This is a genomic window from Pseudidiomarina xizangensis, assembly GCF_052541995.1.
The window spans coordinates 1-13,024 of record NZ_JBOBQA010000003.1 but is presented as its reverse complement, the minus strand read 5'-3'; the positions used below and the strand labels follow the sequence as shown (position 1 = coordinate 13,024).

The 13,024-nt window shown below is 49.6% G+C and carries 12 protein-coding genes; 7 read left to right on the top strand and 5 right to left on the bottom strand.

Annotated features, from left to right (window positions below):
- Positions 1-18: 18 nt before the first annotated feature.
- Both ACQ5ES_RS08550 and cutA read right to left on the bottom strand, forming a co-directional pair.
- A complete protein-coding gene (locus ACQ5ES_RS08550) occupies positions 19-1,815 on the bottom strand; it encodes a protein-disulfide reductase DsbD (protein ID WP_445015849.1) in 1,797 nt (598 codons plus the stop codon).
- Positions 1,815-2,135, bottom strand: a complete 321-nt coding sequence (cutA, locus tag ACQ5ES_RS08545; RefSeq protein ID WP_445015847.1) for a divalent-cation tolerance protein CutA — start codon at positions 2,133-2,135, stop codon at positions 1,815-1,817. The genes ACQ5ES_RS08550 and cutA overlap by 1 nt, the downstream gene beginning before the upstream one ends.
- 173 nt (positions 2,136-2,308) lie before the next feature.
- On the opposite strand from cutA, the gene ACQ5ES_RS08540 reads away from it, so the two are divergent.
- Both ACQ5ES_RS08540 and groL read left to right on the top strand, forming a co-directional pair.
- Complete coding sequence (locus ACQ5ES_RS08540; RefSeq protein WP_445015845.1) at positions 2,309-2,602, top strand: co-chaperone GroES; 294 nt, start codon at positions 2,309-2,311, stop codon at positions 2,600-2,602.
- Positions 2,603-2,639: 37 nt separating this feature from the next.
- On the top strand, positions 2,640-4,274 hold the full coding sequence (groL, locus tag ACQ5ES_RS08535; RefSeq protein ID WP_445015843.1) for a chaperonin GroEL: 1,635 nt from the start codon (positions 2,640-2,642) through the stop codon (positions 4,272-4,274).
- 256 nt (positions 4,275-4,530) lie between these two features.
- Here groL and ACQ5ES_RS08530 read toward each other — a convergent pair whose 3' ends face one another.
- Positions 4,531-5,940: an amidohydrolase family protein gene (locus ACQ5ES_RS08530; protein WP_445015841.1), complete on the bottom strand. Its 1,410-nt coding sequence runs from the start codon at positions 5,938-5,940 to the stop codon at positions 4,531-4,533.
- Between the two features lie 419 nt (positions 5,941-6,359).
- On the opposite strand from ACQ5ES_RS08530, the gene ACQ5ES_RS08525 reads away from it, so the two are divergent.
- On the top strand, positions 6,360-6,872 hold the full coding sequence (locus ACQ5ES_RS08525) for a DUF3016 domain-containing protein (protein WP_445015839.1): 513 nt from the start codon (positions 6,360-6,362) through the stop codon (positions 6,870-6,872).
- Between the two features lie 13 nt (positions 6,873-6,885).
- Here the strand turns inward: ACQ5ES_RS08525 and epmB are convergent, their stop codons facing one another.
- Positions 6,886-7,899 carry an EF-P beta-lysylation protein EpmB gene (gene epmB / locus ACQ5ES_RS08520; protein WP_445015837.1) on the bottom strand — a complete coding sequence of 338 codons (1,014 nt, stop codon included), beginning with the start codon at positions 7,897-7,899 and terminating at the stop codon, positions 6,886-6,888.
- A 111-nt stretch (positions 7,900-8,010) separates the two neighbouring features.
- Between epmB and efp the strand changes: the two genes are divergently transcribed.
- The 3 genes from efp to ACQ5ES_RS08505 all read left to right on the top strand — a co-directional run bounded on the left by efp (position 8,011) and on the right by ACQ5ES_RS08505 (position 10,040).
- Positions 8,011-8,580, top strand: a complete 570-nt coding sequence (efp, locus tag ACQ5ES_RS08515; protein WP_445015835.1) for an elongation factor P — start codon at positions 8,011-8,013, stop codon at positions 8,578-8,580.
- Between the two features lie 17 nt (positions 8,581-8,597).
- Positions 8,598-9,569, top strand: a complete 972-nt coding sequence (epmA, locus tag ACQ5ES_RS08510; protein WP_445015833.1) for an EF-P lysine aminoacylase EpmA — start codon at positions 8,598-8,600, stop codon at positions 9,567-9,569.
- A gap of 84 nt (positions 9,570-9,653) precedes the next feature.
- On the top strand, positions 9,654-10,040 hold the full coding sequence (locus ACQ5ES_RS08505; protein ID WP_445015831.1) for a MerC domain-containing protein: 387 nt from the start codon (positions 9,654-9,656) through the stop codon (positions 10,038-10,040).
- On the opposite strand, the gene trmA is transcribed toward ACQ5ES_RS08505, so the two are convergent.
- The gene (gene trmA / locus ACQ5ES_RS08500) at positions 10,024-11,121 is read right to left on the bottom strand and encodes a tRNA (uridine(54)-C5)-methyltransferase TrmA (RefSeq protein ID WP_445015829.1); all 1,098 of its coding nucleotides are present in this window, start codon (positions 11,119-11,121) and stop codon (positions 10,024-10,026) included. The two genes, ACQ5ES_RS08505 and trmA, sit on opposite strands and share 17 nt — an antisense overlap.
- A 235-nt stretch (positions 11,122-11,356) precedes the next feature.
- Between trmA and ACQ5ES_RS08495 the strand changes: the two genes are divergently transcribed.
- Positions 11,357-12,958 carry a S8 family serine peptidase gene (locus ACQ5ES_RS08495; protein ID WP_445015827.1) on the top strand — a complete coding sequence of 534 codons (1,602 nt, stop codon included), beginning with the start codon at positions 11,357-11,359 and terminating at the stop codon, positions 12,956-12,958.
- Positions 12,959-13,024: the final 66 nt, after the last annotated feature.

The window sequence follows — 13,024 nt, the reverse complement described above, 5'->3', positions numbered from 1 at the left end:
TGGTCTTATCACCGAAGATCACTGCAATTGTTGCGTAGACTCTAGCTTTTGCAGATGCTGCAAGAAGGCTTGTGCGTCTAAAAATCCAGCAACGCGTGCTTGTTCAAGGGGCTCGCCGTCGCGAAAAAATAAAATCGTCGGTAAGCCAAGTACGCGATAGCGTTGCAGAATTTCATTGTTATTGGTGGAGTTTGCCGTAACGTCTGCTTGCAGTAGCACCACATCACTTAATGCGTTTTGAACTTGCGGGTTACTAAAGGTATAACGCTCGAACTCTTTACAGGCTACACACCAGTCGGCATAGAGATCGAACATCACCAATTGGTCATCCTTAGCTGTTGCAAGTTGTTGTTCAATCGCAGCGACTGAATCCACTTTGAGAAAGGGTAAGCGCTGATGCTCGCCTTGTGGCCACCATAGTATTAGCAACCAGGCAGCAAGCACTAGCCAGAGCGAGCTCAGAGCGATTCCGGCTGCAGCTTCGCTATCACGCAGGGTGCTGGTAATTAGGAAGAGCGCGCTTAACGAGATAAAGACGACCCAGAGCCAATCGGCCAGATGAATGGGTAATAGACGTTCAACAAAGAGCACTGCCACGGCCAACAAGATAACGCCAAAGGCGCGTTTGATGATGTTCATCCATGGACCGGCTTTGGGAAGCAGTTTGCCTCCGGTGGTGCCGAACAAAATCAATGGGATCCCCATACCCAGACTTAACGCGTAAAGCACACTCGCGCCGACGGTAAGGTTACCGGTCTGGGCAATAAACAATAGCGCGCCAGAGAGTGGAGCCGTAGTACAGGGGGAAGCAATTAAACCGGACAGCGCACCCATAACAAACACGCTGCGATGGGCCCCGCCCCGCTGACGCTGACTCATCTCATTAAGATAGTTTTGCCACTTGTCTGGCAGTTGCAAGGTATACAAACCCAGCATACTTAAAGCCAGTGCGATGAAAAGTACCGCCAGGATTATCAGTACCACCGGGTGTTGCAGCATCGCCTGGAAGCGCAATCCAGCCATGGCCACCACGATGCCCAGCAACGAGTAGGTAAGCGCCAAACCCTGCACGTAAGCGAAGGATAAGGTAAACGCACGGCCGGTTGATAAGCGCTGTTGTGAGCCCATAATGATGGTCGACAAAATGGGATACATGGGCAGCACACAAGGTGTGAAAGCCAGTCCGATCCCGGCAAGTAAGAAAATACCTAACAACCAAATTAAAGGTTGTTCATTCAAGTCATCAAATAAGCCTGTCGCACTAAACTGCTGACTATTAGCGGCGACTTGTTCGACATTAATAACTGGGGTAGCGGCGCGGTTAGTTGCTGCTACACCAGGCGTAACAGCAACCGAGTCAGTGACGGCTGATAATGGGATGTTTTTGCTGGTTGGCGGGTAACACAAGCCAGCGTCGGCACAGCCTTGATAGGTTATGGTGATCGATTCTGCATTGGTGTTAGCCAATAACAGAGTAAATTCGAGCTGCTTGCGATAAATAGTGGACTCGCCAAAGAACTCATCGTAATGCGCTTCCCCCGGTGGCAGCTGAACCTGTTCTGCAAGCGGAACTGAATCACCAAAACTGAATCGGTGTTGATAGAGGTAGTAACCCTCGGCAATCTCGAATCGCAGAGTAAGCTTTTTGCTTTGTTGGCGGAAATCGAACTGAAACGCTTGATCAACGGGAAGGAATTCTGATTGGGCAAATGGATCTGAACTCGTATCGGAAAAATCTTGAGCTTCTGCTGCCCAAATAAAACCGATGAATATGAACAGTATAGTGAAAATCAGGGTGTTCCCGTTTTGCCGCATCAGCTTGTTACCTCTTTTAACCAATTTAAATAAGCTTCGCTGCCTGCCGTTATCGGCAAAGCGATTAGTTCTGCGACTTCATAAGGGTGAGCTGTTTGGACCATAGCGAACAGAGCTTCAAGGTGCTCTTGTGAAGTTTTAATCGCCAACATCACTTCGTCATCACTATGCAAGTGATCGTCCCACCAATAAATAGACGTAGAAAGAGCGCCTATATTAACACAGGCCGCTAGTCCCGCACGCAGAACCTTCTCGGCAATAGCTTTGGCGGTACCTTTATCGGGACAGCTGCAAAGAACAACTTGAAAGGGTGTGGTCATATTGCATCCTTGATTATCAAAATTAGTTTTCAAAGTAGAAAAAAAATTTGCCTTAAGCCTTGAGTTCCGGCTTTTGCCCCCCCATAACTGAGGCACAAACTTTTTAACAGCCCCGGTGAGGAATCACAAGGGCAAGTTATCCATCCACTACTTAGGTTTAGGAGTTATCAACGATGAAACTTCGTCCTTTACATGATCGTGTGATCATTAAACGTTCGGAAGCAGAAACCAAATCTGCCGGCGGTATTGTACTGACTGGCTCCGCAGCGGAGAAATCTACCCGCGGCGAAGTCATGGCAGTCGGTAATGGCCGTATTTTGGACAACGGTGAAGTAAAAGCGCTCGACGTCAAAGTTGGCGACAGTGTGTTGTTCAATGAAGGCTATGGTGTGAAAACCCAAAAAATCGACGGCGAAGAATACTTGATCATGAACGAAGCGGACATTCTCGCGATCGTCGAAGGTTAATCTTCCCAGGTACAGTTTTTTTAAGAGGACAACGAACATGGCAGCTAAAGAAGTCAAATTTGGAAATACCGCACGCCAACGTATGTTGAAAGGCGTGAACATATTAGCCGATGCAGTAAAAGTAACGTTGGGTCCAAAAGGCCGTAACGTGGTACTAGAAAAATCATTTGGCGCACCTGTTATCACCAAAGATGGTGTTTCAGTGGCAAAAGAAATCGAACTTGAAGACAAGTTCGAGAATATGGGCGCCCAAATGGTGAAAGAAGTAGCGTCAAGAGCGAATGACGAAGCTGGGGACGGCACCACGACAGCAACTGTTTTGGCACAATCGATTGTTAGCGAAGGCTTGAAAGCCGTTGCTGCGGGCATGAATCCAATGGATTTAAAACGTGGCATCGACAAAGCTGTGATCAGTGCTGTAGAAGAACTGAAAAAGATCTCGCAGCCTTGCGATAACAACAAGGCCATCGCGCAGGTCGGTACAATTTCTGCAAACGCTGATAAGACCATCGGTGAAATCATTGCAAAAGCGATGGAAAAAGTTGGTAACGAAGGTGTTATCACTGTCGAAGAAGGTCAGGCATTACAAGACGAACTTGACGTGGTTGAAGGTATGCAATTCGACCGTGGTTACTTGTCGCCTTACTTCATCAATAATCAGGAAAATGGCACCGTTGAACTTGAGAGCCCTTACATCCTGTTAGTTGATAAGAAAATCTCAAATATCCGTGAGTTATTACCGACCCTTGAAGGCGTAGCGAAATCAGGCAAGCCATTGTTGATCATTGCCGAAGACGTTGAAGGCGAAGCCTTAGCGACCTTGGTTGTCAACAATATGCGTGGCATCGTAAAAGTCACTGCAGTGAAAGCACCTGGCTTCGGCGACCGCCGTAAAGCCATGTTGCAAGACATCGCAGTATTGACCGGTGGAACCGTGATTTCTGAAGAAATCGGTATGGAACTTGAGAAAGCGCAGCTGGAAGAGCTTGGTACTGCGAAGCGCGTCGTGATCAGCAAAGACAACACTACTATTGTTGATGGTAACGGCGATGAAGCAGCAATCGAAGGCCGTGTGTCTCAGATCAAACAGCAAATTGAAGATACATCTTCAGATTACGACAAAGAGAAATTGCAAGAACGTCTGGCTAAGTTAGCTGGCGGTGTTGCGGTCATCAAAGTTGGCGCTGCGACCGAAATGGAAATGAAAGAGAAGAAAACGCGCGTTGAAGATGCCTTGCATGCAACCCGTGCTGCGGTCGAAGAAGGCGTTGTCCCAGGCGGCGGTGTTGCACTTGTACGTGCAGCTAGCAAACTGGGCGACCTGCGTGGTGACAACGAAGACCAGAACGTCGGTATCAAGTTGGCATTGCGTGCAATGGAATCACCATTACGTCAAATCGCAATGAACGCTGGCGCTGAAGGCTCAGTCGTTGCCAACAACGTGAAAAACGGTGAAGGCAACTACGGCTACAACGCCGGTAATGACACCTACGGCGACATGCTGGAAATGGGCATTTTGGATCCAACTAAAGTGACTCGTTCAGCATTACAGTTCGCCGCATCTGTTGCAGCTCTGATGATCACCACCGAAGCTATGGTGGCAGAGTTACCAAAAGATGAAGCCCCAGCCCCTGACATGGGTGGCATGGGCGGAATGGGCGGCATGATGTAATCAAAGGGGTATTTTAATACTTCTTTAAAATCAGTCGCTTACATTTGATGTAGACATAAAAGTAGACACCAATGTAGACACCAAGTTGAAAGGGTAGTGCTTCGGTACTGCCCTTTTTTGTTTCAACTTCATCAAGATTGACTTTATCCAATATCCTGCGTGCTTTATTTGAGTTAGCTGTAAATGCTATCCCACAACGACAGAGGCCGCAACTTTTGGCGGTTGCGGCCTCTGTTTTCTATTGCTGAAGGGGGGCTTAGCGTTGTTGCAGAGCGGCTTCGTTGACAATGCCGTCTTGCTTATAGATCACGCCGTCTTTCATCACCATGTTTACATTGCGCGTCAGGTTCATGTACTTGAGCACGTCGCCGCGGATGGCGATAATATCCGCCACTTTGCCTTCCGTGACTGAGCCGTAGCGATCCTGTACGCCCATCATGACTGCCGGCCAGTAGGTTGCGGCGCGGATGGTTTCCATGGGCTCGAAGCCAAGCTCATCAACCCAGACTGCCATCTCGTGCCAGGTGCTCTGGCAATGAAACTTCATCGGGATGCCGGAATCGGTGCCGATTAGCAGGACCACACCGGATTCTTTGAGCTGCTCGATTTTGCGTTTCAGGGTTGGTTTGCGCAGTGGCACCAACTGTGAATAAGTGAGGTGGCCTGGCTGCTCAATAGATTGCTTAATGTCGGCGATAGTGTCGGCTTTCAGACCACGATGCCAGCACTTATCATCCAGGTGCTCAGGGTTTTTGATGGTTTCTTCGTAGCTCCATAAACCTTCAACCGTTGGTGTCCAGAACAGTAAGCCGTGGAAGATGCCGGTGGCGGTGCGCTCTTTTAGTGCGGTCATAACATCTGCAGGGTATTCCGGGGCGGTGGTGAGGCCGGTGTGCTCAAAGTTGTCCACACCCATTTCCACGCCAAGGCGGATTTCGTCGGGTTTGTGGGCGTGGGCGACTACTTTCAGGCCGCGTTTATGGGCCTGGTCAATGATGGCCTGGGCAATTTCCCGCGGCAGGTCATCCTGATCGATAAGTTTTACGATCTCCATGCCGGCATCGGCCAATATGTTGACTTTCCGTACGGCGTCTTCAACGGTAGGAACCGCCCAGCGATAATTAGCCTGCCAGTCATCGACTTCATATTGCAGGAAGGGGCCCGAAGCATACAGATTAGGGCCGGGGATCACGCCGGTTTCGAGCCGTTCCTTGATAATGCGGGTATCTTCCAGCGGGGCGCCGAGATCACGGACGCTGGTAACGCCGGCCAGCAGCAGCTGAACCAGGCTGGCAGGCATGATTTCGTCGACAAAACGATCCTGATAAGTCTTTTGCCAGTGCACATAATTGGAATGGCCGGTCAGCTGAATGTGCGCGTGGTTTTCCCACAGGCCGGGCAATACGTCATGCCCTTCGGTTGATACTACCCGGTAGCCCTCTGGCACCGGGAGGGAGTCGCGTTGTCCGACTTTCTGAATAATACCGTTGTCGATCAGAATGACGCTGTTGCGAACCGGCAGCGCCGCGGTGCCATCAATGAGCCTGCCGCCTACCAGCGCGATCTTTTCGGCTTGCACCGCGCCGCTGGCTGTGGCGAGCAATGCGCCGGTGAGTAAAGCTGTGAGTAGTTTCTTCATAGTTGTTTTCGCTTTTTTGGTTATCATGAAACCAACTTAACCGCAGCTAAGGGGTAATGCAATGCGAACTACCGCAGAATACCAGCCATTGGCAGGGCAGCAATTTGCGATTCTGGTAGTGGGTGTGGGCCAGGTTGGGTAGCTGCTGGCTCTCTCAGTTCGCCCCAACGTTACCGCCTCACACTCGCGTGCACAGCACCCACAACTCCAGCAACCCCATTCGATGGTGTCAGCCCCCTCCTCTTTTGATGAGGAGTTAGTTGCGGGGTTTGATGCCTGGCGGTTGGCGAATTATCCGGAGGCGACACGGTTTTGTTATATGGGGCGGCATGATGTAGCCCCAGGCCGGAAAACGAAAAGCGGTGCTCATTGGTGAGCGCCGCTTTTTTTTGTCACAAATTCGGCAGTGTGTGCATCTTAAAGTTAAAGCCCAAAGGAGGTGCATCATGAAAAAATTAAATCGTATAACCACAGTTCTGGTTGCAAGTTTACTGACCACGACAGTTTTTGCTGCTGAAGTGAACGTAAAATGGGAAGGTGTTGATGATTACCGGGACATTGAGGCGGTGAGCGATATTCAGGAGCGTTTCGAAAAACGTGTCATGGCAGATTTAACGGCGCATTGGCAGGACCTGGGTACGAAATTGCCTGAAGATCATAAGCTGGCAGTTACCATGACAGACTTAGATTTAGCAGGTCGTATCGAACCGACTTACGGTGCTGGCGGTAGCGGTTATATTCGGGTTTTAGACAGTTTGTCGTTCCCGACCATGAACTTTTCTTATAGCTATACCGACGCTAGCGGCAAAGTTATCGCCGCAGAGGCTGATGTAAAGCTGAAAGATTTAGGCAGTAGCTCGTCTACCTTGCGCAGCATACACGGCACCAGCGGCGATTCGCTGTACCGTGAGAAACTCTTAATGACTGAATGGATGCGCCGTCAGTTCGACGTCCGCTAACTACGTACGGTGATCAAGACAGGGTTAACTCAAGTGGTGTTTTGCTGGGCTCGCCAGCAATTTCACGCACTAAGCGTGGCACCAAAAAGCCCGGTAATTGCGCACGTAAGCGCGCAGCAATAGCACACGCATCGGCGTCAGTCACGGCAAAGTGACTGGCGCCTTTTACTTTATCCAGCTGGTGCAAGTAGTAGGGTAAAGCCCGCGCGGCAAACAAGCGTTCGCTGAGCTCTGCCAGGACCTTGGCATCATCATTAATACCCCGCAGCAGAACACTTTGATTTAGCAGAGTAATGCCAGCATCGGCCCAGATTTTCAGGCGCCGCTGAAGTTGCGGTGCAATTTCCTGTGGATGATTGGCGTGAATCACCAAAATCGCCTGCAAAGGACTGTGTGCCAGTCGCTGGGCTAAATCGTTGGTCAAACGTTCAGGTAACACCACTGGTAGTCGTGAGTGAATTCGAATCCGGCGTAGTTGCGGTAACTGTTCGAGCTCGTCCAGTAAGCGCGAAAATTGTGGGTCGGTGGCTAACAAAGGGTCGCCGCCACTAACAATAACTTCGTTAATGGCTGGGTCGCGTTTTAGATAGTCGATCAATTCTGCGCGTTGCTGCGAACCAAAGTGATGATCGGCGTAGGGAAAGTGGCGCCGAAAACAATAGCGACAGTTAATAGCACAGCCACCGCGCATGATCACCAGCACGCGCGATTGATATTTGTGTAACAGACTTGGTTGACTGCTCTGTTGTTCGATCAGAGGATCGGTGGTGAAGCCTTCAGCCTCAAGGAATTCATCTTGATGCGGCAGCACCTGGCGTAACAGCGGATCGTTGATGTCGCCCGGCGTCATCAAATTGACGAAGTGACGGGTTACATGCAAAGGGAAAAGCTCGCGAGCAGCAGCATGTTTGGACACCCAGGTGGCGGGTAAATCCAACATCTCAGCTAGTTGTCCGGGATCTCGAATCGCCTGCGCGAGAGCCTGTTGCCAGGCCGGGCGAACCGCGATATCAGCTACGTCAGTCACAAATCACTCTTAAAATTCATTAGCTAGACGCATTATTTTACCTGAAAATTCCGCAGTTATGGTTTATTATTGCGCGCGAAATCGCTAAACCTGTCGGATGAAGAGGAAATTATGGCGAACTACAGCACGAACGAATTCAAGGCTGGATTGAAGATTATGCAAGATGGCGAGCCTTGTGCCATCGTTGAAAACGAAATGGTTAAGCCGGGCAAAGGTCAGGCCTTTAACCGGGTGAGAATCCGTAAGTTGATTAGCGGTAAAGTTGTCGAGAAGACGTTTAAGTCTGGCGATAGCGTTGAAGGTGCCGATGTTATCGATGTCGATCTTGCTTATCTTTATAATGATGGTGAGTTTTGGCACTTCATGAATAACGAAACCTTCGAGCAAATTGCTGCGGATGAAAAAGCTGTAAGTGATGCGGTCAAGTGGTTGGTAGAGCAGGATGTCTGCACCTTAACGTTGTGGAATGGCAACCCGATTACGGTTGCTCCACCTAACTTTGTTGAGCTGGAAATCACGGAAACAGATCCTGGCTTAAAAGGTGACACCGCAGGTACCGGCGGTAAACCAGCAACATTAAGTACCGGCGCAGTTGTGCGCGTACCGTTATTTGTGCAAATCGGTGAAGTTATAAAAGTCGATACACGTAGCGGTGAATACGTTTCACGCGTACAGAAATAGTAGTGTTAAGTTAAGTGATGCAGCGCTCAAACGCCTGGCAGCCTTCAGCAACCTTGGAGGTAGTGCGTCAACGCGCTGCATTATTAGCTAAAGTCCGAGCGTTTTTTGCTGCACGTGACGTGCTTGAAGTCGATACACCAGTGCTAAGCCATCATGGTGTAAGCGATGTACACTTAGAAAACCTGCGCACTCATCTGGCTGGTGATCCAGCTCCTTATTTTTTGCAAACCTCTCCTGAATACGCAATGAAGCGCCTGTTAGCTGCCGGCAGCGGCAGTATCTATCAGTTGGGAAAAGTCTTTCGGGACGATGAGCAAAGCCCGCGACACAATCCAGAGTTCACCTTACTGGAATGGTATCGCGTCGATTATTCGGCTGCGGACTTGATGCAGGAGATCGCAGCCTTATTGCAATTTACGATTGCGGCGCCGCCAACACAAACCGTGCGCTACCAAGATCTTTTTATTCAGCAACTTGGTGTTGACCCGCTGGCCGATGACGCGGTCGTTGCGCTGCGACAGGCGTTAAGCAAGCAGCCTGGATTAGCGGAACTGGTGACGCGCGAGAACGATCGGGACACTTTATTGGATCTCGCTATGGCTACGGTTATCGAACCTCGCCTTGATGCTGCCACCCCAACTTTTGTTACCGAATATCCCGCATCGCAGGCGGCGCTGGCGCAGATAAACCCAAACGACTCGCGCGTGGCGCAGCGGTTTGAATTATTTTACGGTGGGGTTGAGTTAGTCAATGGTTATCAAGAGTTGACGGATGCGGCAGAACAACAGCAACGTTTTCAGCGTGACCGTGAACAGCGCAAAGCACTGAGTAAGCCAGATTATCCTGAAGATACGCGGCTGTTAGCAGCACTGGAGAACGGCTTGCCTGAATGTTCTGGTGTAGCTTTAGGTTTTGACCGCTTGCTGATGATTCACTTAAACAAAAGCCATATTAGCGAAGTATTGCCGTTCGCCATCGACCGTGCTTAAGAAGATCGCAGTGGCACTTGCCGAATCCCATCGTGATGTTATAATATAACAATTATCGCAAAGCGAAGATAAAGGCAAGTAGCTATGACACAACGGTCATTAGACAGAACAGGTATGTGGGTAACCACCGTGTGTGCGTTGCACTGCTTGTTGTTGCCTGTGATTCTGCCGATGTTGTCATTGATCGGTTTATCGTTCATTGGTGAAGAAGTGCTTGAACGGCTGATTCTTGGCACAAGTATCTTGCTTGGACTTATCGCTTTGGTGATGGGCATGCGTCAACATCTTCGCATTTACCCTCTGGTATTGTTAGTTGCGGGTGGAGCAATCTACTGGCACAAAGACAGTCTTGGCGAAGTGGGCGAACCTATCATTATTCTCTGTGGTGCTGCACTCATCGTTGCTGCACACTGGGTAAACTTAAAGCTTACTCGTCAGGCCTCACTACTTCGCGCTAGCGCTTTTCAATAATCACACCAGCTTCAACATGATGGGTGTAGGGGAACTGGTCAAACAGCGCACATTTCACAACGTTATGCGTGGTCGTTAAGCTCTGCAAATTGTCTACTAAGGTTTCTGGATTACAAGAAATGTAAACGATTCGCTGGTAGTTCCGCACCAGTTCAATGGTGTCAGCATCAAGACCGGCCCGCGGCGGGTCGACCACCACGGTGCCACAATTAAAGCTTGCTAAATCAGCTTCATTCGCACGTCGCGATTCTTTTTCACCTTTCATGACCGCACTAAAATCCTCGGCCGACATGCGCACGACGGTGACGTTATCAATGTTGTTAAGTTCACAGTTATAACGCGCTGAGGCAACGGAAACCTTACTAATTTCGGTCGCTAAAACACGATTAAAGTTGCGTGCCAGCGGCAGACTGAAATTCCCATTGCCACAGTACAATTCAAGCAGGTCGTGCTCGGTTTCGGTAGTGGCGGCGAGTGCCCATTCCACCATTTTAATATTTACTGCCGCATTGGGCTGAGTAAAGCTGTTCTCGATTTGTTGAAACTTATAATTGCGCCCGGCAATCTCAAGCTCTTCAACAACCCAGTTCTGTTGCAGATTGATTTTCTGTTTCCGTGAACGGCCGATAAGATGAATAGTTCCAAGTGCTTGTAATGCAGTGCGCAGCTGTTTAGCGGCTTGCTCCCACTCCTCATCAAGTTGGCGATGATAAATCAACGAGATTAATGCTTGGCCACTCGTTGTGGTTAAGAACTCGACCTGAAACAGCTTTTGCCGCAACACCGGCCGATCTTTAATTTGCTTAATCAGTTCCGGCATCAATGCATTGATCAATAAGCTGCCGGGAGGGAAAGTGTCCATGCGGATCTTTTCCCGCGTGTCGGGGTCGAACATGATGTAGAACAAATCATCGCCTTCATGCCAAACCCTGAATTCCGCGCGCATGCGGTAATGACATGGCGGCGAAGCGAACACGTCTAGCTCAGCACTGGTGTAGGGCTCCAACATACGTTTCAAACGTGTTTGCTTCTCAGCAAGTTGCTGTTGGTAATTTTGCGGCTGTATAGCTAAATGTGTCATCGACACTCCCTTCTCGTGGTACGTCTGTATTGGCATTGCTTGCGCGAGGCCGAATTGTAAACACTAAGGTGTAAAAGTCTAGTGCTACGGTGTGATTCTGTATTTACGAAAAGTATGCAATTGAACATTGATTAACCGCACTAAATGTTTCAATATGTTTTATCGTGTGCGATAAACAAACATTTATTTGCGTCGAACAACAAGAGTTACTAACAAAAAGAATAAGGTGATTAACATGTCTAAGCATTTTGTAAAGCGTGGTAGTTTTGCCGTAGCAGCCCTCGCCCTTGCGGTAAGTAGCGCTGTTGCCCATGCAGGTAACGATAAAGAGCGGGTCATTATCCAATTTAAACCTGGTAGCCAGGCAACTGTAGAGAAAGCCGTTGCTCGTGCTGGCGGTAACAAGCAGGTCGACCTTGCCAAATATGACGCAATGGCAATAACTGTTCCTGCGGCTGCTTTAAATGGCCTGCGTAATAATCCGAATATCGTTTTAGTGGAAGAAGATAGTCCTCGTCAATTGTTAAGCTCGCAATATGAGCCAGGTACACCTTATGGTATCGCGCAGGTTCAAGCTGATTTAGTTTCTGATGCTGGTGCTGGTAGCCGCAAGGTTTGCATCATCGACTCGGGTTATGATCTGGGCCATCCAGATTTACAAACTTCAGGTGTTACCGGGCGCTTCGATAGTGGCTCTGGTAACTGGTACACCGATGAAAACGGTCATGGTACCCATGTTGCTGGCACAATTGCAGCTCTTGCTAATGGTGACGGGGTAGTCGGCGTACTGCCGAATGGCAACCTTAACTTGCACATTGTAAAAGTGTTTAGTGCTAGTGGCTGGAGTTATTCATCTTCATTGATTGCTGCGGCTGATCAGTGTGCGACTGAAGGTGCGCAAGTAATCAACATGAGTCTTGGTGGTTCTCGTGCAAACCGCACGGAAGAACGCGCTTTCCGGCAGTTAAACGATGCCGGTGTATTGAGCATCGCTGCGGCAGGTAACGATGGCAATACTCGCCACTCCTACCCAGCTTCTTATGATGCTGTGGTATCTGTTGCTGCAATTGATAGCACTGAGACCATTGCTGCGTTTTCGCAACAGAACGATCAAGTGGAACTTGCCGGGCCAGGCGTAGCTGTACTTTCCTCGGTACCACGTGGCACGGGTGAAAAAGTTGCCGTGAGTGTCGCCGGTACTGGTTATGACGCGAATGGTATGGATGGCTCAGCGCGAACGGAAGTCACCGGCAATTTGGCTGACTGCGGTATCGGCGACCAAGCTTGTCCAGGCGCTGTCGGCGCGGTATGTCTGATTGAACGTGGTGCGATTTCTTTCGCTGAGAAAGTTCAGGCATGTGAAGCCGGTGGTGGCGTTGGCGCTATTGTGTATAACAATGAAGCTGGCCCGTTATTAGGCACACTTGGTGAATACAGCGCCTCAATCCCGGCTGTGGGTATTTCTGATACTGATGGTGCAGCGCTGCTTGGACAAGTAGGTGCAAGTACTACGGTAAGCGTAGTCGATAGCAATTGGGCGTTCTTCAATGGCACCTCAATGGCGACACCACATGTCGCTGGTGTAGCAGCGTTAGTTTGGTCGCATCACACCAGCTGTACCAATAATCAAATTCGCGCGGCGTTGCAGGCATCAGCCAAAGATTTAGGTGCTGCCGGTCGTGATAACGCCTATGGCTACGGCTTGGTACAGACCAAAACTGCAGTCGACTACTTAACTGTTAACGGTTGTGGTGGTTCCGGTGGCGATACCGGTGGTGACACTGGTGGCGGTAAAGGTGGTGGTAACGGTGGTGGCAAAGGCGGCCCGAAGAAGTAACCTAACAGCTGACATTTGATGTAAAAGCTCGCAGTTTGCGAGCTTTTTTTATGCGGGTTGAATAGA

Excerpts from the sequence above, each read along its gene's own strand:
- groL (WP_445015843.1), top strand. The coding sequence starts at position 2,640 with ATGGCAGCTAAAGAAGTCAAATTTGGAAATACCGCACGCCAACGTATG.
- ACQ5ES_RS08525 (WP_445015839.1), top strand. The coding sequence starts at position 6,360 with ATGAAAAAATTAAATCGTATAACCACAGTTCTGGTTGCAAGTTTACTG.
- efp (WP_445015835.1), top strand. The coding sequence starts at position 8,011 with ATGGCGAACTACAGCACGAACGAATTCAAGGCTGGATTGAAGATTATG.
- ACQ5ES_RS08540 (WP_445015845.1), top strand. The coding sequence starts at position 2,309 with ATGAAACTTCGTCCTTTACATGATCGTGTGATCATTAAACGTTCGGAA.
- trmA (WP_445015829.1), bottom strand. The coding sequence starts at position 11,121 with ATGACACATTTAGCTATACAGCCGCAAAATTACCAACAGCAACTTGCT.
- ACQ5ES_RS08505 (WP_445015831.1), top strand. The coding sequence starts at position 9,654 with ATGACACAACGGTCATTAGACAGAACAGGTATGTGGGTAACCACCGTG.
- cutA (WP_445015847.1), bottom strand. The coding sequence starts at position 2,135 with ATGACCACACCCTTTCAAGTTGTTCTTTGCAGCTGTCCCGATAAAGGT.
- ACQ5ES_RS08550 (WP_445015849.1), bottom strand. The coding sequence starts at position 1,815 with ATGCGGCAAAACGGGAACACCCTGATTTTCACTATACTGTTCATATTC.
- ACQ5ES_RS08495 (WP_445015827.1), top strand. The coding sequence starts at position 11,357 with ATGTCTAAGCATTTTGTAAAGCGTGGTAGTTTTGCCGTAGCAGCCCTC.
- ACQ5ES_RS08530 (WP_445015841.1), bottom strand. The coding sequence starts at position 5,940 with ATGATAACCAAAAAAGCGAAAACAACTATGAAGAAACTACTCACAGCT.
- epmA (WP_445015833.1), top strand. The coding sequence starts at position 8,598 with ATGCAGCGCTCAAACGCCTGGCAGCCTTCAGCAACCTTGGAGGTAGTG.